The organism is Phormidesmis sp. 146-33 (assembly GCF_052939515.1).
The window spans coordinates 1-20,924 of the sequence record NZ_JBJPHU010000090.1; the positions used below are offsets into that span (position 1 = coordinate 1).

General features: G+C 47.9%; 17 protein-coding genes. 12 read left to right on the forward strand and 5 right to left on the reverse strand.

Annotated elements, in window-relative coordinates:
• Positions 1 to 44: 44 nt before the first annotated feature.
• The 3 genes from ACJ2PR_RS26280 to ACJ2PR_RS26290 all read right to left on the reverse strand — a co-directional run bounded on the left by ACJ2PR_RS26280 (position 45) and on the right by ACJ2PR_RS26290 (position 3,327).
• Positions 45 to 1,364, reverse strand: a complete 1,320-nt coding sequence (locus tag ACJ2PR_RS26280) for an aminotransferase class III-fold pyridoxal phosphate-dependent enzyme (protein WP_446879176.1) — start codon at positions 1,362 to 1,364, stop codon at positions 45 to 47.
• Between the two features lie 275 nt (positions 1,365 to 1,639).
• Positions 1,640 to 2,203: a hypothetical protein gene (locus ACJ2PR_RS26285; RefSeq protein WP_446870274.1), complete on the reverse strand. Its 564-nt coding sequence runs from the start codon at positions 2,201 to 2,203 to the stop codon at positions 1,640 to 1,642.
• A 353-nt stretch (positions 2,204 to 2,556) separates the two neighbouring features.
• Positions 2,557 to 3,327 carry a DUF554 domain-containing protein gene (locus ACJ2PR_RS26290; protein ID WP_446879177.1) on the reverse strand — a complete coding sequence of 257 codons (771 nt, stop codon included), beginning with the start codon at positions 3,325 to 3,327 and terminating at the stop codon, positions 2,557 to 2,559.
• 663 nt (positions 3,328 to 3,990) lie between these two features.
• Between ACJ2PR_RS26290 and ACJ2PR_RS26295 the strand changes: the two genes are divergently transcribed.
• The 10 genes from ACJ2PR_RS26295 to ACJ2PR_RS26340 all read left to right on the forward strand — a co-directional run bounded on the left by ACJ2PR_RS26295 (position 3,991) and on the right by ACJ2PR_RS26340 (position 11,670).
• Positions 3,991 to 4,233 carry a hypothetical protein gene (locus ACJ2PR_RS26295; RefSeq protein WP_446879178.1) on the forward strand — a complete coding sequence of 81 codons (243 nt, stop codon included), beginning with the start codon at positions 3,991 to 3,993 and terminating at the stop codon, positions 4,231 to 4,233.
• Positions 4,234 to 4,447: 214 nt separating this feature from the next.
• Complete coding sequence (locus tag ACJ2PR_RS26300; RefSeq protein WP_446858683.1) at positions 4,448 to 4,663, forward strand: hypothetical protein; 216 nt, start codon at positions 4,448 to 4,450, stop codon at positions 4,661 to 4,663.
• Between the two features lie 261 nt (positions 4,664 to 4,924).
• Positions 4,925 to 5,329, forward strand: coding sequence for a DUF2237 family protein (locus ACJ2PR_RS26305; RefSeq protein WP_446879180.1), 405 nt, complete (start codon positions 4,925 to 4,927; stop codon positions 5,327 to 5,329).
• A gap of 449 nt (positions 5,330 to 5,778) precedes the next feature.
• The gene (locus ACJ2PR_RS26310; protein WP_446870278.1) at positions 5,779 to 6,093 is read left to right on the forward strand and encodes a hypothetical protein; all 315 of its coding nucleotides are present in this window, start codon (positions 5,779 to 5,781) and stop codon (positions 6,091 to 6,093) included.
• 228 nt (positions 6,094 to 6,321) lie between these two features.
• A complete protein-coding gene (locus tag ACJ2PR_RS26315) occupies positions 6,322 to 7,557 on the forward strand; it encodes an LL-diaminopimelate aminotransferase (protein ID WP_446879181.1) in 1,236 nt (411 codons plus the stop codon).
• 234 nt (positions 7,558 to 7,791) lie between these two features.
• Complete coding sequence (locus tag ACJ2PR_RS26320) at positions 7,792 to 8,550, forward strand: class I SAM-dependent methyltransferase (protein WP_446879182.1); 759 nt, start codon at positions 7,792 to 7,794, stop codon at positions 8,548 to 8,550.
• Positions 8,547 to 9,023 carry an N-acetyltransferase family protein gene (locus tag ACJ2PR_RS26325; protein ID WP_446879183.1) on the forward strand — a complete coding sequence of 159 codons (477 nt, stop codon included), beginning with the start codon at positions 8,547 to 8,549 and terminating at the stop codon, positions 9,021 to 9,023. The genes ACJ2PR_RS26320 and ACJ2PR_RS26325 overlap by 4 nt, the downstream gene beginning before the upstream one ends.
• A gap of 234 nt (positions 9,024 to 9,257) precedes the next feature.
• Positions 9,258 to 9,950 (forward strand): TSUP family transporter, encoded by a 693-nt coding sequence (locus tag ACJ2PR_RS26330; protein ID WP_446879184.1) that lies wholly within the window; start codon positions 9,258 to 9,260, stop codon positions 9,948 to 9,950.
• Entirely contained in the window at positions 9,868 to 10,056 is a 189-nt protein-coding gene (locus tag ACJ2PR_RS26335; protein WP_446879195.1) for a hypothetical protein, read from the forward strand. Before ACJ2PR_RS26330 ends, ACJ2PR_RS26335 begins: the two co-directional genes overlap by 83 nt.
• Before the next feature lie 168 nt (positions 10,057 to 10,224).
• Positions 10,225 to 11,670 (forward strand): mechanosensitive ion channel domain-containing protein, encoded by a 1,446-nt coding sequence (locus ACJ2PR_RS26340; protein ID WP_446879185.1) that lies wholly within the window; start codon positions 10,225 to 10,227, stop codon positions 11,668 to 11,670.
• 205 nt (positions 11,671 to 11,875) lie between these two features.
• Here the strand turns inward: ACJ2PR_RS26340 and ACJ2PR_RS26345 are convergent, their stop codons facing one another.
• Entirely contained in the window at positions 11,876 to 15,163 is a 3,288-nt protein-coding gene (locus ACJ2PR_RS26345) for an efflux RND transporter permease subunit (RefSeq protein ID WP_446879186.1), read from the reverse strand.
• The gene (locus ACJ2PR_RS26350) at positions 15,163 to 16,458 is read right to left on the reverse strand and encodes an efflux RND transporter periplasmic adaptor subunit (RefSeq protein WP_446879187.1); all 1,296 of its coding nucleotides are present in this window, start codon (positions 16,456 to 16,458) and stop codon (positions 15,163 to 15,165) included. Before ACJ2PR_RS26350 ends, ACJ2PR_RS26345 begins: the two co-directional genes overlap by 1 nt.
• Before the next feature lie 783 nt (positions 16,459 to 17,241).
• On the opposite strand from ACJ2PR_RS26350, the gene ACJ2PR_RS26355 reads away from it, so the two are divergent.
• Together ACJ2PR_RS26355 and clpB are read left to right on the forward strand one after the other, a co-directional pair.
• Positions 17,242 to 17,979: a response regulator transcription factor gene (locus ACJ2PR_RS26355; RefSeq protein ID WP_446858673.1), complete on the forward strand. Its 738-nt coding sequence runs from the start codon at positions 17,242 to 17,244 to the stop codon at positions 17,977 to 17,979.
• 225 nt (positions 17,980 to 18,204) lie between these two features.
• Entirely contained in the window at positions 18,205 to 20,829 is a 2,625-nt protein-coding gene (gene clpB, locus ACJ2PR_RS26360) for an ATP-dependent chaperone ClpB (RefSeq protein ID WP_446879189.1), read from the forward strand.
• Positions 20,830 to 20,924 lie beyond the last annotated feature (95 nt).

Genomic DNA, 20,924 nt, shown 5'->3' on the forward strand with positions numbered 1-20,924 from the left:
CCTCATCCCTCATCCCTCATCCCTCATCCCTCATCCCTCATCCCTCATCCCTGCTTGAGAACATTGCTGAGAATCTCGATCAATCGATCGACGTGTGATTTCTCGATAATCAATGGAGGCGACAGGGCTAGAATATCGGCGGTGTTGCGAACGAGTAGTCCTTGCTCAAAACAACTGACCATCGCGTTATAAGCCCGAACTCCAGGTTGGTTAAGAATGGGTGCAAGTTCGATGCCAGCAATCAGCCCGATATTGCGGATGTCAATTACGTTTGGCAACCCTTTGAGAGAATGCACCGCGTCTTCCCAATAGCTAGCTAAATTTTTGACGCGATCGAACAGTCCTTCTTCTTCGTAAATATCCAATGTGGCTTGCGCGGCGGCACAGGCGAGCGGATGGCCGGAATAGGTGTACCCGTGGAAGAGTTCGATCGCATTCTCTGGCCCATTCATAAAAGCGTCGTAAATGCCATCTCGCGCAAATACTGCTCCCATTGGAACCGTGGCATTTGTAATTCCCTTAGCGACAGTAATTAAGTCAGGAATCACGCCAAAATAGTCGGTCGCAAATCCGGTGCCCAGACGACCAAACCCCGTGATTACTTCGTCAAAAATTAGGAGAATGCCGTACTTATCACAAATGGCTCTGAGCTTCTGCAAATAGCCTTGAGGCGGAATCAGAACGCCCGTTGATCCGGCAACAGGTTCGACAATCACAGCGGCAATATTAGAAGCATCATGCAGGGTGACAATGCGCTCTAACTCGTCGGCAAGATGGGCACCCCACAGCGGCTCACCTCGACTAAAAGCGTTTTGTTCTAAATTGTGCGTATGCGGTAAATGATCGACACCGGGAAGCAGACTGCCAAAAAACTTACGATTGGGCGCAATGCCGCCGACTGAGATGCCGCCAAAGCCAACGCCGTGATATCCCCGTTCTCGACCAATCAAGCGCGTCCGAGTGCCTTCTCCCCGAACTCGATGGTAAGCCAACGCAATTTTGAGGGCCGTATCGACCGCTTCTGATCCAGAGTTTGTAAAAAACACATGATTCAAATCACCGGGCAGCATTTTTGCCAAGCGATCGGCTAACGCAAACGGAGCCGGGTGGCCCATCTGAAAGGTCGGCGCAAAATCCAAAGTAGAGACTTGCTGATGGATCGCTTCGACAATTTTTTCGCGACAGTGCCCTGCATTGACACACCACAGCCCGGCCGTTCCGTCTAACACCTGGCGATCGTCGATCGTCGTGTAGTACATTCCTTTTGCAGCAGCCATTAAGCGAGGCTTGGCTTTAAATTGGCGATTGGCCGTAAAGGGCATCCAGAACGCATCGAGACTGTCAGGAAGGTCGATCGTTGTCATCAGAAAGTTCCTCTATCAACAAACTATTAACAAACTAAGCAGATGGACTAAACGTAGTTTTTTGGCTGTCTTCTGAAGTAAATTTCAACCGCTCATTACAGGGTCATAGGGTCTACATATAACAAAAAACCCTGACGATGGTTGCAGGGTTATCAAATATTGATTTGTGGATCGTTCAGGAAAGCTTGATAGAGGCATGACAATCCACGCCCCTACGGGTAGGAACAGAACTTTAGAAAACGGTCAGCCTCAACGAAAGGTCAACCGCCCTCTGATCAACCTGCTGCTTTTTTGCGGCCTCTGGTCGAAGGCGTTTTAGTCGTCGTCGCTTTGGGAGCCGCTTTTGTTTTGGTGGCAGCGGGCTTTGCTTTGGTGGTCGTTGTCTTGACGGGCGATTTGGTCGCAGCAGCAGCCTTGGTAGAAGCCCCTCTCGTGCGTTTTGCGGGGGCCTCAGCCGGGGCTGGTTCTTTTTCGGGGGCAGATGCGCCGTTTTGTAGATTTAGCGTTTCGGGAGACACACTTAAGTTTTGGCTTTTGCGTCTTCTGCGTGTTTTCGGCTTGGTTCCATCTTTATCTTTGCGGGCAGAAGAAAGATAATACTTTAGCGTTGACGGACTGATTTCGACTCCCTTCTCCGTTAGCATCTTTGAAACTTCTGCGTAGCTATACCCCCGATCGAGTGCTGCCGAGATCTGATCTTTGAGCAAATCGATTGCTTCGCGCAATGACCAAATTTCTTTCGGCTTTTCCGGCAAGTCTTCTAATATCGAAGCGGCTTGATCGATCGAACCCTTCGAGACTAGCGTTGACGTGGGTGATCTCCTTTTGGTTGTGACCATTGCTCTGTTCCTATTGTTTAAATGACGTTGACTACTTAACTCTGGTATTCCCTGACAACAGGTTTTTTAACCCTAAAACTTGACCTGGGGTATTGGCTGGTTGAGATTATTAGTTTAACTTTTAGTCTCTTGAGCCGTTGATGAACCTATCATCATCATGACCATCGTCGTCAATTATAGAGACATTTTAGAATTTAGAATCAATTCTTAAAAAATTTATTTTCCCGTTGGCCAGATCCATTCCCAAGTTCTCACCTTAGAGGTCTTTCTAGCTTGTCAAATCTGATCGCACAAGGAGACCTAAACGCTACCCAACTGAGTCAGACTTTGTTGACCAACTCGTTTGCGGATGATTAACCCAAGCGTTGAGCGATCGTATAGAACAACGGTGCTAAGACGAGGGCAGGAAGAAATGCAGCAATGCTTAAGGTTGTGACTTCTAGCAGATTTAAACCTAATCCCAAAATCATCAGTCCGCCGACTCCGGAGGTGAGTAAAACCTGGGGCGCATTGACGGGATCGGGCAGCACTTGAGCCAACAATCCGGCAAACAGAGACAGTCCGCCTTGATAAATCAGCAGTGCAATCGCGCTAAACCCCACCCCGATTCCATAGCTGCTGCTGAATGCGATCGACGCTAACCCATCCATTGCCGACTTGATTGATAGGAGCGTGTTGTCTCCTGACAAACCATTTTTGAGGCTGCCCAAAATGGCCAGCGGCCCGATGCAAAATAACAAGCTGGCAGCGACAAATCCTTCTGTAAAACTGCCGCCTCCCTTAAAGAGATCTCTCAGGAGATTCCCCAGTTTTTGCAGTTGGGCTTCAATCCGTCCCCATTCACCCAAAAGACCGCCTAGTACGATCGCCAACAATCCCAAAATTACTCCGTCAACTCGCCCTACTTGAACTTTGAGCAGGCTGTTGGCCATGGTGATGCCTAGAAACACGGTCAGCAGTCCTAATCCCTGGGTAATGATGCGCTGCATTCGAGTGGGCAGGCTGCCTCTGGCGAAGAGTCCGATCGTCGTTCCCAAAATCACAGTGACGACATTGATCCAGGTGCCACTCGTTTTATCCCAAAGGGTGAGCGTGAGTAGAGACGATAGAGAGGAGGCTATCAAAATTAGATTCCATTTGCGACAAAGCTTGATTTTAAGGGATGGATGGAGGAAGTCAGTAGGAAATAGGTTGTAACCAAAATTTGTTCAATCCTGAAGGTGTTAGAAGCTGCTTGTTGTGTGAACCAAGTAAATCGAGTTTGATGAAGATTTTTCGCTTCGTTATCGAGCACTTCCGCCCCAAGCTGCCAATTTTGGGGGACTTTAAGAGAAGAGTTCTAGTTCAAGGCTTCTTACAGAGTGGGGAATTTGAGGAATAACTCGAATCGATGCCCAAGGCGAGTTTTTATTGAATTTACGTTTTATTAAACAGCAATCGAGGGGTAAGTCCGGAGCATTTTGAAGGCGATCGAATTTAGGAGCGGTCTATGTCTAAAGAAAATGAATACTCTATCTAACAGCGTATTTTTGCCGGAATTCACGCTACTTATCTTGAAGTATTAGTATTCTATCCAAAGGCAGAAACTGAAGAGCGCGCAAAAAGTTAGCATCAGTCTGAGTCTTTAAGGAAACTACCAATTCAGTATTTATACGAATGTAGTAGTCGTTTTTGGAAAGACAGTAGATGAACTTTAATATGTTTATCTACAGGCAAACCTCTGCTTATTCATTTTGTTCTGCTTGATTTCTAGAACAATTTCTCACTGTCCCATTCAGCATTACGTCATGACAAACGTTAGCAATCTGGCACTGATAGAGGAGTTCTTTTTGTTGATGCAACGCCCCGGTGACGCTGAATCTGAGCCTACTTTGATCACAGCGACGATCGACCTTTCTGAGTTCGATTTTACAGAGGCAGAGTTGCAAAAGCTGAGAAGACTAACCCGCAAGTTGGAGCTGTCGCTTTTGACTGAGTTTTGTAAGTACTTTGAAGCGGCTTCGGTAGTGGTAGAGGTTCAGTCTGATTAGATATATGTCTTATTGACTAAGGTGGACTATCGAATTTGAGTAGGTCGAATAAACTGTCTCTTGAGGACGATAAAGGCGATCGACAATTTCAACTCTTGGCAGAGGAATTAGGGTGCATTTCTTTTTAGATTGAGTCAATCCAAGATTCGGCTTTATCTCAATCGCTACATTGAATGAGAGAAGCTAATCCTTCAATCCAGTTAAGGAGTCGGTTATGAGGTCTCTCAATATGATTGCTTCTCCCAAATTCAACCCCGACCAAGTTGTGCAGTTTGTGGGCGGTGAGGGCAAAGTCAGAAGTCATTATCCAGATTCGGGTAGCTGGTCATATAAGATCGAGATGGCAATGGGGCCAGAACCCGACATGGGCAGAATTGGCTATGAGACGACGATTTTGCTGCTTGAGACAGATTTGCGTCCCGTAGAGTGATGCTCATGTTCATCAACCTCTATCAAGCTCCATAAGGTTATTAGTGATCGACTAGTTGAATCATTAAACCAGGTTAGCGATCGTTCACCGTCGACTAGGAGATTTCTATTAAATTTAAATATTTTTTAGACCTGAGAGTTTTTGATCCACATGGGCTGAGAAGATTTAGCTCTTTATATTAGAGGGAGTGGATCACGTTGGGCAAACTGACGAGGGCTGCGGAAGCCTCGATCGGCGTTATCCTAAATAAGTTCTTCTACAATGGGTGAGAAGCTTTTCTTTCTGATTACCCCTGGAGTCATGATGACAGACGCAAAGAATGTATTAGGCGGAACGTTGGAGAGTTGTTCGATCGACCCAATGACCGGATTTTTTCGCAACGGCTGCTGTGAGACGGGGCCTCAAGATGTGGGAACTCATGTCGTTTGCGCTCAAGTGACGGATGACTTTTTGAGCTATACAAAATCGCAGGGCAACGATCTCAGCACCCCGATGCCGATGTATGAATTTCCAGGACTCAAGTCGGGCGATCGATGGTGCCTTTGTGTTTCGCGCTGGAAGGAGGCTTTGAATGCTGGGTTTGCTCCTCCGATCGTGCTTTCAGCCACCCACGAAGCTGCTCTCAAAGTTGTTCCTCTCGAAGTGTTGAAAGAACACGCTATCTAGTCAGCACGCTCTAAGTTTCACTTCAACTTAATAGGAACGTGACATGAATTCCAAATTGAAGTATTAAAGTACACAGGGTAGAGAAGCAAATTCATTTAACATAGAGAAAATTGGCGTTAGGTTCAAAGTTCCCCAATTTTGGGGGATTTGGGGGGCGAACAGATGGACACTTCCCACAGATTCATCCCTCCAATCAGCAACGCCAGAAAATTTATGTTGGGCTTCTCATATTGCAGTGATTTGACAGGGGAGTGATGATAAAACGAGTTTTCCTTGCGGCATTAATTGTTCTAGGTGCGTCAGCGTTGTTGGGCTTTCCTCGGAGCGTTCACTCTATTCAAAGGTATAGTCAGTATCTACAAAGGCCTGGTCTGATCTCTGAGTGCCCCGACTTAGTTACACAGCCAAATACTATTAATAACGCTAAAACTATTCATCCGACTAAGGTAATGGTAAAACCCTGGCGAGGACGGCATCAGGTTTACGGCATTTTTGTTTTGCCTCCAGGGTACAATGCGACCGAATTTTTTCAGATTTCGCTAAAGGATGCGGGTTCCTATTGTGGTACGGTGTCGGGGCTGGACGACTTTATTATTGATACGGCGATCGCTCCCGATGAGCTACTGGTAGAAGAATGGAAGAACGATCGAGTGGTCGTGGGCCGTCTCAGAACTCGCACTGCTTTGTGGGTCATGTCAAAGGGCAAGCAGGATCTCTTAAATCTGCCTCAAAACTGGTCTTTGCAGCTTGAGAAAGGAATTTGATTTTTAGTTGTCTAATCTCAATGCTCTCAATTAATGGGCATTCATTAACGTGAATTTGATGAAGTTTTTTCGCTACGGTGTTCAGCGCTTCTGCCCCCCAAGCTGCCAATTCTGAAGGGCTTTATTTTTCCTTATGAAGTTCAGAGTCTAGACCAAATTCTGCAAGGTCTATCATCAGGCCTGTAGCGCTGCGGTAAGCTGTTGTACAACGTTCGTAGCGATCGACTTATGGCCACTATCAATGACAATTACCTGAAGCTCAAAGCGGGCTACCTGTTTCCAGAGATTGCGCGACGGGTGAATGCGTTTGCAGACTCAAACCCAGATGCCAAAATTATTCGTTTGGGAATTGGAGATGTCACAGAACCGTTACCCGAAGCTTGCCGGACTGCGATGATCCAAGCGATCGAAGATATGGGCGATCGCTCCCTTTTTAAGGGCTATGGGCCTGAACAAGGCTACGCTTGGCTGCGTGAGAAAATTGCAGAACATGACTTTCGATCGCGCGGCTGTGAGATTGACGCTTCTGAGATCTTTATTTCTGATGGCTCAAAGTGCGACTCTGGCAATATTTTGGATATCTTTGGCGATGACAATACGATCGCGGTTACTGATCCAGTTTATCCAGTTTATGTTGATACCAATGTGATGGCGGGTCACACAGGCGATGCCAACGAAAAGGGTGAGTATGATGGGTTTGTCTATTTGCCGATTACCGCAGACAACAACTTTACGGCTCAGATTCCTGCTCAAAAAGTTGATCTGATTTATCTGTGTTTTCCCAACAATCCGACGGGCGCAACGGCGACTAAAGAACATCTGCAAGCGTGGGTTGATTATGCAAAAGCGCATGGATCAATCATCTTTTTTGATGCAGCTTATGAAGCCTTTATTACTGACTCCAGTTTGCCTCACTCGATTTATGAGATTGAAGGGGCGAGAGACTGTGCGATCGAGTTTCGATCGTTCTCCAAAAATGCAGGCTTTACGGGGACTCGCTGCGCTCTGACGGTGGTACCCAAAACCTTGACTGCTAAAGCCAAAGACGGCTCAGATGTAGAACTCTGGAAACTGTGGAATCGTCGTCAATCAACCAAGTTTAACGGCGTGTCTTATATTGTCCAGCGGGGAGCCGAGGCCGTCTACTCAGAGGCAGGAAAAGCGCAAATCCAGGCGCTCGTCAGCTTCTACATGGAAAACGCCAAAATCATTCGCAAACAACTGACGGCAGCAGGCTTAAAGGTTTATGGGGGAACCAATGCGCCTTATGTGTGGGTTCAGACTCCCAACGGGCTGTCAAGCTGGGACTTTTTTGATAAGTTGTTGCACAGCACAAATGTAGTCGGAACGCCTGGATCAGGCTTTGGTGCCGCAGGTGAAGGCTACTTCCGCATTTCAGCTTTTAACAGCCGCGAGAATGTCGAAGAAGCGATGAAGCGGATTTCTGATAAGTTCAAAGTTTAACTGTTCCAGTCATTTTTAGCGCGATCGAACCGCAGTGAGATCCCTGATTTCTTCAAAGAATTGGGGATCTTTGCTTGTATAAGAAAACATACAAGGTATGACTCATATTTTTTAAGTATTAGTTGAGTGTGAAATATATATTGGACATTCATGATTGAGTTGCGTATCGTAAGAGTTATCAACAGAAAACAATTCTGAGAACGCTAGAGAGAATGACTCGATCGCTCTAAAACAATGCCAAGAAACCAATGGAACGCTAACCTCTATGAAAGCAGACATGTATTCGTCTGGCAATCTGGAGAATCACTGATAGAATTGCTATCGCCCCAACCTGGAGAACGAATTCTAGACCTGGGATGTGGCACCGGACAACTCACACAACAGATCGCAACTCACGCTCAAGTTGTCGGAATTGACCGCTCGCCCACCATGATCGAGACTGCTCAACACAACTACCCTGGCCTCAAATTTTTGGTTGCAGATGCTCAGAATTTTCAAGTCGATCGTCCCTTTGATGCCGTCTTCTCAAACGCTGTCCTACACTGGATTTCTAACCCTGACAGTGTAATTCAAAGTGTCTACTACGCGCTGCGATCGGGCGGCCGATTTGTAGCAGAATTTGGCGGAAAAGGAAACGTACAAGCGATCGTGCGGGCACTTTATCATGCCCTGGAAACGATTCACTCAACGCCTTCTGATCACTGGTACTTTCCGAGCATTGCCGAGTACACGACTCGATTAGAGCAACACGGATTTGATGTGACCTATGCAGTGTTGTTCGATCGCCCCACTCCCTTAACGGGCGAAGATGGGTTAGCAAATTGGCTACAAATGTTTGCCAGTCGATTTTTAGAAAAGCTCTCAGATGAGGCGCGTTTGCAGGTGATTCAGTCAGTCGAGCAGGAATTGCGTCCCATCCTTTACAAGACAGACCACTGGACAGCGGACTATCGCAGGCTTCGCATCATTGCAGTCAAACGGGGGACTTTATGAACGTGAGAGTAGCAACTTCCAGCGATGTGTCATTGATTTTTGCGTTTCTAAAAAAGAAGGTTGAGTTCGATCGCAACATTGGTGCTTTTTCTGGTCATCTGCGATCGTCTGAAGAAAAAATATATAAGACGCTGTTTGGTTGTTGCCCTTTTTCCTATGTGTTGTTTGCAGAGGTTTCGGGGGTTGCGATCGGGTTTGCTTTATATGGATTTCGCTACTCGTCGTTTGCAGGACAGCCGAGTATTTGGCTAGACGATTTGTATGTAGATGAAGCGATGAGAAGTCAAGGTGCAGGAGCCGCCTTAATGAATCATCTTGTACAGATTGCTCAAGAAAACCATTGCACTCATCTTGCCTGGAATGCGGATGCGAGGAACGATCGCGGACTGCGATTCTATAAACGTCTGGGCGCAACTGTCATTGAGCAAACCGGAAATCGTTGTCTCCTTAACTGGGCACCTAATCTGTCTTAAAGTCCCCCAGAATAAAGGGTTGGGGAGCAGAAGATGCTAACAGCGAAGCGAGGCGTTGCTGAATCAGGGGATGAATTGCCCCGAAACGGCGGGAACCCCAAGGTTCAAAGTCCCCCAATTTTGGGGGATTTAGGGGGCGAAAAGATGGACACTTCCCACAGAGTCATCCCTCCAATCAGCAACGCCCAGCGAAGCGAAAAGCCTTCATTGAAACCCTACACCAAAAATAAGTAGATGACTGACCCATTATCATTACCGTCAGCGTTGTTTTTAGTGAGTGCTGGTGTATTCGCAGGCATGATGAATGGACTTGCAGGAGGCGGTGGTTTGATCGGGTTTCCAGCGTTGATGATGACAGGGATTCTTCCGATCGCTGCGAACGCAACTAATGCGGCCGCTTTGTGGTTTGGAACCGTTGCCAGCAGCGTTGCCTACCGTCGAGAATTGCCATTCCAAAAAACACAATTTTTGCTTCTCAGCGTGGTTAGCATTGTAGGTGGCGTTTGGGGTTCCTATTTGCTGCTGCATACTCCTCAAGCTGCTTTTGAATTTCTAATTCCCTACCTGATGCTGACTGCGACGGTGTTGTTTGCGATCGCTCATCCTCTTACAAAATGGCTAGAAAAACAGAGGCTAGAAAAACAAAGAAATCATTCTGCCAGAATTCAGATTCCATTGGGTGTGATTGTCTTGCTTCAGTTTGCGATCGCGGTCTATGGTGGGTTCTATGGGGGCGGTGGCGGCATTCTCATGCTGTCCGTTTTAGAACTGAGGACTCGACACAATTCACACTATGAACGGCTGGAAAAACTGGCTGGCAACCTGCATCAATGCGGCGGCAATCATCAACTTCAGTTTGGCAGGCACGATTGTCTGGAAATCGATGGGTGTGATGGCGATCGGGGCATTGCTTGGTGGTTACAGTAGTGCTTATTTTGCGCGTCAAATTGATCCTTTACTGATTCGCTACTTTATTATCGGCGTTAGCTCTAGCATTACAGCATATTTTTTCTGGTATCACCCTGTCTATTAAACAAGATTCATCTGCTCATATCCAGACTCTTTTTACAGGCGTTGAATTGGCATTAATTCACTTGTACTGATTAAACCCGTGATTTGCCAACCGAGTCTCAGCGCATTACAGTTGAGTTCAGTCTACTGTTGTCCATCTCATTTGTCCCCCAATCTGCTGAGTAGAATTGTGCAATTCGTCTCTTTTGCTGATTTATTTGATTTGTCTCAAGGAGCGCCCATGCGAGGTGGAGAGAGTATTGTATCGCTGGGCTTAATCGCTACTCTGATTGGGTCAGCGATCGTCACCTCAATTTTGGCGCGTTTGCTGCGAAACTGGTTGAGAAAGCGGATTCTTTTTAAGATGGGACTCGATGAAGGCAGTCGAGAAGCGATCGCGGCTATTATTAGCTACAGTGCCGCTGCGATCGGATTTGTGATTATCTTACAAACGGCAGGCGTTAACCTCAACTCGCTGACATTTTTGGCGGGTGGATTGGGCATCGGGTTAGGCTTTGGGCTGCAAGAATTAGCAAAAAATTTCATCAGTGGGCTGACTCTTTTATTTGAGCAACCGATTAAGGTCGGAGACTTTGTAGAGGTCGATGGACTAACCGGAACGGTGCAAAAAATTTCGATTCGCTCCACCATGATCCAGACGAATGACGGCGTTTCTGTGATCGTTCCTAATCTTAATTTCATCGTCAACAAAATCGTTAATTGGAGTCACCAAGATCCCAAATGTCGGCTTCGCATTCTAGTTGGCGTAGCTGAAGAAACGGATTTGCTGCTGGTGACAGAACTGCTGCTCAAAACAGCTTATATGGAATCGAGAGTCTTGAGTAATCCTGCGCCAGAAGTGTGGCTACAAGACTTTGGAGATGGCACAGTCTGCTTGGAGTTATTAGTGTGGATTAATCAACCAAAATTTAAAGACCCGATCGCCAGTGGGTTGAGATTTGCGATCGAATATGAGTTTCGCCAACAGGGAATTCGAGCCTTTAGTAACAGTCAGGTTTTGTCGCTTCGCCCGATTCGCTCATCTGCTACACCAAACTTTGCTGAGACAGATTTTAGTGAAATGGCGACAACCCTAAATGAGCCGCTTCCTTATTATTCGCAACCGTCAACGCTGCGCCAACTGCTCAGACAAGTGAGCTATTTTGAGACCTTTACTGACCTCAATTTGCTACAGCTTATCCAACAAGGCTATCGACAAACCTTTGATGCAAACTCAATTATTGTTCGAGAAAATGAGCCAGGAGATTCGTTTTATATCATTCTCTCAGGGTCGATCGAGGTGTTTTCTGAACGAGCCAACAAGCATTTAACAACGCTGCATGTCGGTGACTTTTTTGGTGAATTGTCTTTACTGTTGGGCATTCGTCGCACTGCAACCGTTCGCGCTTTAGAAGACACAGTACTTTTTGTAGTCAGTCAAGTCGGAATGCAAAAACTGTTAGCCAATCATCGCGGGCTTGCTGACTTAATTGCTCAAAAGTTAGCCGAGCGCCAACAAGAATTGACCCAGAGACAACAGCTTCTCAAAGATTTAGATCTCCTCGATGAAGTCGATATCGAACAGAACCCGATCGTCTGGATTCGTAAACGGTTAAAAATGCTGTTTGAACTCTAGAAGCCGATCGCTTTCTCTAACTGTCATTAAACTAACGTGAATTCGATGTAGTTTTCTCGCTTCGTTATTCAGCACTTCTGCCCCCCAACCCCCCAATTTTGGGGGACTTTGAGACAATATTTCTCGTTCAAAGTCCCCTACTCGTGGGGGATTTAGGGGGCTGCCCGGATTATCAACCGTAGCGAAAGATTTCATCGAACTGCCACTAAACTAAATCTTTCTCTTTTTCGGGCGATCGCTCACTACTTTCGATCTCCTCAAGGGCGGGGGGTTTTCGTCTCGATCGCCAGTGGAATAACTCGTGTAGCAACACATAAAAACAAGGAATGATGAATAGCGTCAGCAACGTGGCGAGGGATAGTCCTGAGAATACGACGATGCCCAGGGGACGCAGAAATTCGCCACCCTGACCGACACCCAACGCCAACGGAAACATCCCCAGTACGGTTGTGATGGTGGTCATGAGAACGGGACGCAATCGTTGGGGAGCCGCTTCTAAAATGGCAGTGCGACGATCGACACCCGTGCGATCACGAATCTGATTGGCAAGTTCGACCATAATGATCGCATTGTTGACGACAATCCCAACCAATAAAACTGCGCCGACGATTACGGTGGCACCGATCGAAGTCTTGGTGACATACAATCCCAAAATTCCGCCCGCCAACGCTAAAGGAATCGTCAGCATGATCACTAAAGGATCAATCAAGGAATTGTACTGTACCGCCATGACAACAAACACCAGGAACGCTGCCAATCCACCCAGAATGGGAAGTGAGGACTGTAGCTGTTGGTTACTTTCTGCCGCAGCACTGGGTAACACGCTCACGCCTTGAGGCAAGTTAACAGATCGAAGCACCTGATTAACTTGAGCCAGCGCTTCTCCTAAACTGGCATTTTCGGTGAGGTTTCCAGCGATCGCAAATACCTGTCTCTGATTAATGCGTTGTACCTGTCCGGGAGCTTGTCCTTCTTGAATGCTCGCAACATCTGAGAGCCGAATCTGACGATTGTTTTCAGTGAATAGTGGCAGCCGTTCTAGTTGAGCAGGACTGCGAATGGAGTCTTGATCCAACTGCACTCGCACATCAACCAAACGGTTTCCTCGCTGCAATTGTGTGGGGACTGTTCCAGTAATCGCTGTTTGAATCGTATCCCCAATGTCTTGAGTGTTTAAACCTAGAGCCGTTAAGCGTTCTGAATCTGGGATGATTTGTACTTCTGGCTGACGTTGATCCGCGTCGGGTCGAAAACTTGCCAAAGTCGCCTGTTGTTCCAAAGCTTGCAAAACCTGCCGCCCAGCTTGGTTCAGGGTTCGCTCGTCTTCTCCTTGCAGCAGCACATCAATTTCTGCCCCTCTAACAGGTGAGTTACTCAAAATCACCCCGCGCACCTGACCTGGACTCAACCGCAACCGAATATCCACCAGATTTAATCGACTCAACTCGCGGGTGGCTTTTGCCACATAAGCAGCGACATCTGTCCCCGGTTTGAGCGTGATCGTACTGGAACTTCGCAACGGATTTTCACTGGTATTGCTGCCAAATAGAAAGCCGCCGATCGTCGAGAAAACGTACTCTGTTTCCGGTTGAGCGCGCAGAATTTCGTCCGTCGCTTTCATGACTTTGCGATTGGTTTCAAGCGGCGTACCGGGCGGAAATTGAGCAATCAGATTGGCTTGTCCGGTGTTGATGCGGGGCAAAATTTCTTGAGGAATCTGGCCCACCATCCAAAAACTGCTGCCGCCCAAAATCAGGACTGTCAAACCGATAACTAGCCAGCGCGATCGTAGCGCTCGATGCAGCAATCCACCATAGCCGCGCGTCGCATCTTCAAACCGCCGATTAAACTGCCTTAACAGCCAAAACTCTCCCACCCGACTCGACCAGCGAATGGCCAACAATCGAGAAGTCAACATGGGCACAACCGTTACAGCAATGAGAATCGAAGCGGCCACAGAAAAGCTAATGGTTAAAATCAATTCGTTGAACAGTAGCGCGATGAATCCGCCGATTAGCAGAAATGGCAAAACTGCAACAAGGTTGGTACTGGTCGAGGCAATTAATGCAGACTCCACTTCTTGGCTACTTTGAGCCGCCTGCTGAATCAATTGCCGAGAGGTGAGCCGCGTCCGCGTGTCTTTTCCGGGTGTCATGCCCGCCCCTTCTGCAATGTTTTCGAGCATGACGATCGAGTTGTCTACAACAATCCCAACGCCCAGAGCCAGTCCCCCTAAACTAAAAATATTCAGCGATAAACCAAATAATCCCATCATGATGATTGCCGCCAACGTCGCTAAGGGAATCGCTAAAACGATAATAAACGTTTGGCGAAGCGAACCCAAAAATAATAGAACGGCGATCGCGGCTAATCCTGCCCCAATTAATCCAGAAGTCGCCACGTTGGAAATGGCATCGCGAATGAAAACAGATTCATCCAGCGTTGAGGTCAACGTCACATCTTCAGGAATCAGCCGAGACTGACGCAGTTCTTCGATCCGTTTCTTGACTCCTTCGACCACCTCGATCGTATTCGCTTCTGGCTGCTTCTGAACGCTAATTTTGACGGCTGGCGACCCATTTAATGACGCAAAAACTCGCTGTTCTGCTGTCCCGTCGATCACCTCTGCAAAGTCTCTTAGATAGACGCGGCGATCGTTGGTTTGAGCATTGCTTTGAGTATTCGCTTGAGCGTTGGTTGAATCGGAGGACTGAGTACCGCTAGAATTGCCGACCGCAAAGGAGAGATTTTCAAGCTGTTGAGCGTTTTGAAATCGCCCGATCGTACGAGTCAAGGGTTCAGAGTTACTGCCCAAAATCCGCCCGCCTGAGATGTCTTGATTGGTGTCTGTCAGTTCGTTCAGCACGTCAGTTAGCCCAACGCCTTGAGCCTGAAGGCGATCGAGATCTACCTTGACCCGCACTTCTTCCTCAATGCCACCCGACACATCTACCGCCGCCACACCCGCAACCACGCCCAATTCACGCGCCAATTCTTCGTCAGCAAACACGCGCAAATCCACGTCTCGTAGAGATTCAGAAGTCAGCGCTAACTCATAAACAGGAAGCTGGGAGGGGTCTACTTTGAATAGCGTCGGGTCTTCGATCGTATCCGGCAATCTGCCTCTGGCTCGGTTAAAAGCTGCCGTTGCATCATTTAATGCCTGGTCAATATTTCCACCCGGTCGAAAAAACAAATCGACGCTGACTTGCCCTTCTCGCGTTTGAGAATAGACCTGCACCACGCCCTCTGTCGCCGAAAGCGCTTCCTCTAAGGGCTTCGTCACTTCATCAACAGCAACTTCGGGAGAAATCCCCGGCGCGTTGACTCTCACCCCAATTCGCGGATAAGTAATCGAAGGCAACAGATCAACCTGAAGCGTCGAAATAAAGAAGAACCCCATTACAATCACTGCCAATGTCAGCATCAGCGTGCCAATGTGTTGACGAATTGCAATGCCACTAAGACTAAAGCCCGATCGAGGGGTCTGCATTATGATCGCTCCTGCTCAGAAATTACACTCGTTCGCACTACTTGACCATCTTTGAGCGGCTGACTGCTCCGAGCCACAAACGTCTCTCCAGGCTTGAGTCCCGACAGAATTTCAACCTGTCCGTTGGTGCGTTTGCCCAGTTTGACCGATCGTGCCACCACTTGTGAACGATCGCCTTCTTTTTGGATTGTAAATAGGGTTGCAGTGGTGCTTTTTTCTTGTTCCTCTTTTTGTGCTTCTGCCGTTTGCACTGCGGTTTGAGGAACGACGACGCGCTGAGTTTCAGACTGTGAAAAATCGACTCGCGCCAATAATCCACTTCCGATTCTTGACCCTGTGTTGGGAATGGTCACTTCGACGGGAATTAGTCGCGCTGTTGCGTCAGCGTCCGGAGAAATGCGGGTGACTCTGCCGACAAACTCCTGATTGGGAATAGCATCCAGCCGCACCTGGACAGACTGACCAACACGAATTGAGCCGATCTCCAGTTCTGACACCTGCACCGACACTTTGACCTGACTAAAATCACCCACTCTCAAAATCTCAGTTCCCGCTTGAGCAAGATTTCCTGGCTCTGTGATGCGCTGTAAAACCGACCCGGTAACGGGAGAAGTTAGCGTGGTGTAAGACTGGCGCTCGGCTTCTTGATTGACAGCGGCTTGTTGGGCTGCCACCCTTTTTTGAGCCGTTGCCACCGATCGCTCTCTGGCCCCGATTTGCGCCTGAGCCGATCGTAGTGCCTGGAGTGCGGTGCGGGCTTCGGTTTGCGCCTGTTCTGCTTCTTGAGTGGGAATGGCTCCTTCTCGCGCTAATCTGCTGGCACGGGCCGCATCTGCCTGGGCTTGTTGAAGTTCTGCCTGGGCGCTTCCGGCTTGAGTCCGAGCTTCGATTACGTCTGCGAGGGCCCGATCGACTTCTGATTCTTGAGCGGCTAATTCTGCTTCGGCTTGACGCACGGCGGATTTTAGTAATGCATCATCCAATCGTCCCAGTGTTTGACCTTGCTGCACGCGATCGCCCACATCGACATTTAGGCTGAGAAGCTGGCCTTCGACCTGCGATCGTACTGAGACTTCTCGAATGGGTTTGGTCGTTCCTGTATATTCCAGTCGTTTTTGTAGCGAATCAGAACGAGCGATCGCGACATCGACAGCCGTTGCTTTTTCGCTCGCAGGTCGGGACTGTGTTTCTGCCTCCGCTCTAGGAAAACCGCTACAGCCTGCCAAGCCCAACAGCATCACGAGAATAATTGGAACCGGAGGAGCTAATTTCTGCGATCGAGTAGTCTGGCTCATAGGGAAGCTCCCAGTTCTCACAAATGAGATGGCTCTTTATAAAACTTCACTCACAGAGTAAGGTGTAATCATTAGCACTTCAATCTGTAATAAGGCAGAGATCAAAGAAGCCGTTAGTGTTGATCTTTGCGTTTTGTTGAACGTAGAAAAGTTTTGTCGTTGTGTTGAAGAAACGAATCGCTAAATCAAGCGATCGACCAAGAGAAACTAACGTCATTCTGAATCACACCAGCATCATCACTTGTGTATCAGACCTCTATCAGAATGCGTTTTATACGAATTAACTTTTTACTCCGCCATCATTCATCTAAACTCATCTGAATTCGATAAGATACTCGGCTGCAACGATCGATTCAGAGACATCTCTCAATAGAGAACGATGAACAGAGTCTTGTCCAAAAGTTCCCTAAAATTGGCAGCTTGGGAGGCAGCAGATCTCACCAACAAAGCGAAGTTTTTAATCAAATTGATGTTAACTCCAGGGTAGCCATCGCCCACACGAATTGATAAGAAAATGGGTTTAACCCAATCTTTAATCAGATTTAACCTGCTAAGTTCCTGATTTGTTTATTGTTTTGATGGTTAGATTCATTCAATCTCTATTTAATGTTGATTTAATGTTGAATGTTGTAGGTGATAAGAATCGTTTGCGTTGTCTTTTCAAAACAGGAGTCAATTAGCCGCAGTCTACTTTATCTTCAAAATTTGGTTTGCACTTCAGGAAGCCTGAACAGATTTTCTAACCCAACCTGAGTTGCTAAAACTGCGGTATTCGATAACTTTATGCGATCGTTTGGAGCCTCTCAATCATCCCCCTGTATTCTAGTTGTCGAAGATGAAGCCGTTATTCGAGAAACGATCGCGACTGCTCTACGAGAAGAGGGCTATCAAGTGATCACGGCTGAAGACGGTCGTCAGGCGCTTGATTTGGTGATCAGTGCTGCGACGCGAGAAGATGGATCTAGCGCGATCGACCTGATCATTCTCGATCTGATGTTGCCCTACGTGAATGGGCTGGATGTTTGCCGTATTCTTCGCCAACAGGGAAACCTCACCCCAATTCTCATTCTCAGTGCGCGAGGAACCGAAATGGATGTGGTCGTCGGGCTAGAAATTGGAGCCGATGATTATCTCGCCAAACCGTTTGGACTGCGGGAATTAATTGCGCGTTGTCGAGTGTTGTTGCGGCGATCGTCGCGCACTCAATCCATTGCGTCAGAACAGTCAACGCTTCAGTTTCAAGACATCACCCTCTATCTACAAGAATACAAAGTGACGGTGCGAGATCAACAGGTCAATCTGTCGCCCAAAGAGTACACGCTGCTAGAGTTATTCATGCAAAATCCGCGCCGAGTTTTTTCACGCGATCAGCTTTTAGAGCGAGTCTGGGGTCTGCAATCGATGAGCGATCCTAAAACGGTAGATGTACACATTCGCTGGCTCAGAGAGAAGCTAGAAATTGATCCGAGTTCTCCTCAATACATCATCACTGTGCGCGGATTTGGCTATCGGTTGGGCTAAACGCTTCAGGTGCCTTTAACTGCTGATCAGTCATTGCTGCATGATCAATTTGGCTCATTGACAACCTGCCCATCTTCAAATTCGATTCCTTGATTATGACCTGCCAGAACAAGCGCTCTTCGGGAAGGACTACCCAAAAGGTGTGAACTCCGATCTGTCACGAATCCCTTGACTTCTCTACAATGGCTGTATCAAGTTAGAACGTTATAGGTAGAGGGGGACGCGATGCAGCCAACCAACCCCAATCAATTTACAGAGAAAGCCTGGGAAGCGATCGTTCGCACCCCGGAAATCGTCAAAGAAGCCAATCAGCAGCAAATCGAAACCGAACACTTAATGAAGGCACTGCTTGAGCAAGATGGGCTTGCCACGAGCGTGTTTAACAAGCTGGGAATCAAGGTGCAGCAACTGCGCGATCGGGCGGACGAATTCATCAAAAAGCAGCCAAAAATCTCTGGGAGCGGCAGTTCTGTTTATCTCGGTCGCAGTATGGATGTGCTGCTCGATCGGGCAGAAGACTCGCGCAAACAGTTCGAGGATGATTTTATTTCTATCGAACACCTGCTGCTGGCCTACGCCAAAGATGATCGCTTTGGGAAGGTTCTGTTTTCAGAATTCAAATTAGACGACACTAAACTAAGAGATGCGATCGTCCAAATTAGAGGAAGTCAAAAGGTGACGGATCAAAACCCCGAAGGCAAGTACGAATCTTTAGAGAAATACGGACGCGATCTGACTCAGTATGCGCGAGAAGGCAAGCTCGATCCGGTGATTGGGCGCGATGATGAGATTCGCCGTACTATCCAGATTCTGTCGCGTCGGACAAAAAATAATCCCGTTCTGATTGGTGAACCTGGAGTTGGGAAGACGGCGATCGCCGAAGGTTTAGCTCAACGAATCATCAAGGAAGATGTCCCTCAATCTCTCAAGGGCCGTAGATTAATCACGCTGGACATGGGTTCTCTAATCGCGGGCGCAAAGTATCGTGGTGAATTTGAGGAGCGATTGAAAGCAGTTCTCAAAGAAGTAATCGACTCTGATGGACAGATCATTCTCTTTATCGACGAGATTCATACTGTCGTTGGCGCAGGTGCTACACAGGGCGCAATGGATGCCGGAAACCTTTTGAAGCCGATGTTGGCCAGAGGTGAACTGCGCTGCATCGGAGCGACGACCTTGGACGAGTATCGCAAGTACATTGAGAAAGACGCGGCGCTAGAACGTCGGTTTCAGCAGGTTTATATTGATCAGCCTAGTGTCGAAGATACAATCTCGATTTTGCGCGGCTTAAAAGGTCGCTATGAAGTTCACCACGGGGTTACAATTTCTGACTCTGCGTTGGTGGCCGCGGCGACGCTTTCGACTCGATATATTAGCGATCGCTTCCTTCCCGACAAGGCAATCGATCTGGTTGATGAAGCTGCTGCCAAACTGAACATTGGAAAGACTTCTAAACCCGACGAATTGGATGAAGTCAATCGCAAGATTATTCAACTGGAGATGGAGGGACTGTCGCTGCAAAAAGAGACTGATCGAGCATCTCTAGAACGACTGGATCGCATCGAACGAGAACTCGCTGACTTCAAAGAAGAGCAAAGCCGTTTTAACGCTCAATGGCAAGCCGAACAGGGCGTAAGCGACAAACTACAGGAGTTGAAGGCAGAAATCGATCGCGTCGATACTGAAATTCAGCAAGCCGAGCGCGACTACGATTTGAACCGAGCGGCCGAGTTGAAATATGGCACCCTGACCAGTCTCAATCGCCAGCTTCAAGAAATTGAAGACCAACTCGCCCAAACCCAAAAGAGCGGTAAATCACTGCTGCGGAACGAAGTCACCGAATCCGATATTGCAGAAATCATTTCCAAGTGGACGGGCATTCCGCTTAGTAAACTGGTCGAGTCAGAAATGCAAAAGCTGTTGACCTTAGAAGACGAACTGCATCATCGCGTGATCGGTCAAGACGAAGCGGTGACAGCGGTGGCGGATGCGATTCAGCGATCGCGGGCTGGACTTGCTGACCCCAACAAACCCACGGCCAGCTTTATCTTCTTGGGCCCAACTGGTGTAGGTAAAACTGAACTTGCCAAAGCGCTCGCCGCTTACCTCTTTGACACCGAAGAAGCAATGGTACGCATCGACATGTCCGAATATATGGAGAAACACGCCGTCTCGCGTCTCATCGGTGCGCCTCCTGGATACGTTGGCTATGAAGAAGGCGGACAGTTGACCGAAGCCGTTCGTCGTCGTCCTTACTCGGTGATTTTGTTTGACGAAATTGAGAAAGCGCATCCTGACGTATTCAATGTGATGCTACAGATTCTCGACGATGGGCGCGTCACCGACTCACAAGGTCGAACCGTGGACTTTAAAAACGCGATCATCATCATGACCAGCAACATCGGGTCGCAGTACATTCTGGATCTAGCGGGAGACGACGATCGCTACGAAGAAATGCGCTCACGAGTCATGGAGGCGATGCGATCGAGCTTCCGTCCAGAGTTCTTGAATCGGATTGACGAAATCATCATCTTCCACAGTCTCCAAAAATCAGAACTGCGCGAGATTGTCAAGATTCAGGCGATGCGATTGTCTGAGCGGTTGAGCGATCGTAAGATGTCTCTCAAACTATCGGATGCGGCCCTCGACTTTTTGGCGGATGTGGGTTACGACCCGGTATTTGGGGCCCGTCCACTCAAGCGAGCCATTCAGCGAGAATTGGAAACGCCGATCGCCAAGTCAATCCTACGGGGCGAATTTAGCGAAGGGGACACCATTTTCGTCGATGTGGGTGAAACTGAGCGGCTAGAGTTCCGCCGCTTGCCTTCTGAAGTGCTAACCACTCAATAGACCAAAGACCGAAAATCAAAACCAAGAACTGGGGTGGGCATCGTTCTGCCCCTTTTTATTTCGAGTTGAAAGGTTAGCTAACTAACCATGCCGAT

Bases quoted from the DNA above. Each gene is read 5' to 3' on its own strand.
- clpB (WP_446879189.1), top strand. From the start codon at position 18,205: ATGCAGCCAACCAACCCCAATCAATTTACAGAGAAAGCCTGGGAAGCG.
- ACJ2PR_RS26345 (WP_446879186.1), bottom strand. From the start codon at position 15,163: ATGCAGACCCCTCGATCGGGCTTTAGTCTTAGTGGCATTGCAATTCGT.
- ACJ2PR_RS26330 (WP_446879184.1), top strand. From the start codon at position 9,258: ATGACTGACCCATTATCATTACCGTCAGCGTTGTTTTTAGTGAGTGCT.
- ACJ2PR_RS26280 (WP_446879176.1), bottom strand. From the start codon at position 1,364: ATGACAACGATCGACCTTCCTGACAGTCTCGATGCGTTCTGGATGCCC.
- ACJ2PR_RS26350 (WP_446879187.1), bottom strand. From the start codon at position 16,458: ATGAGCCAGACTACTCGATCGCAGAAATTAGCTCCTCCGGTTCCAATT.
- ACJ2PR_RS26310 (WP_446870278.1), top strand. From the start codon at position 5,779: ATGGTAAAACCCTGGCGAGGACGGCATCAGGTTTACGGCATTTTTGTT.
- ACJ2PR_RS26300 (WP_446858683.1), top strand. From the start codon at position 4,448: ATGAGGTCTCTCAATATGATTGCTTCTCCCAAATTCAACCCCGACCAA.
- ACJ2PR_RS26295 (WP_446879178.1), top strand. From the start codon at position 3,991: ATGACAAACGTTAGCAATCTGGCACTGATAGAGGAGTTCTTTTTGTTG.
- ACJ2PR_RS26320 (WP_446879182.1), top strand. From the start codon at position 7,792: ATGCCAAGAAACCAATGGAACGCTAACCTCTATGAAAGCAGACATGTA.
- ACJ2PR_RS26285 (WP_446870274.1), bottom strand. From the start codon at position 2,203: ATGGTCACAACCAAAAGGAGATCACCCACGTCAACGCTAGTCTCGAAG.
- ACJ2PR_RS26355 (WP_446858673.1), top strand. From the start codon at position 17,242: ATGCGATCGTTTGGAGCCTCTCAATCATCCCCCTGTATTCTAGTTGTC.
- ACJ2PR_RS26305 (WP_446879180.1), top strand. From the start codon at position 4,925: ATGGGTGAGAAGCTTTTCTTTCTGATTACCCCTGGAGTCATGATGACA.
- ACJ2PR_RS26325 (WP_446879183.1), top strand. From the start codon at position 8,547: ATGAACGTGAGAGTAGCAACTTCCAGCGATGTGTCATTGATTTTTGCG.
- ACJ2PR_RS26315 (WP_446879181.1), top strand. From the start codon at position 6,322: ATGGCCACTATCAATGACAATTACCTGAAGCTCAAAGCGGGCTACCTG.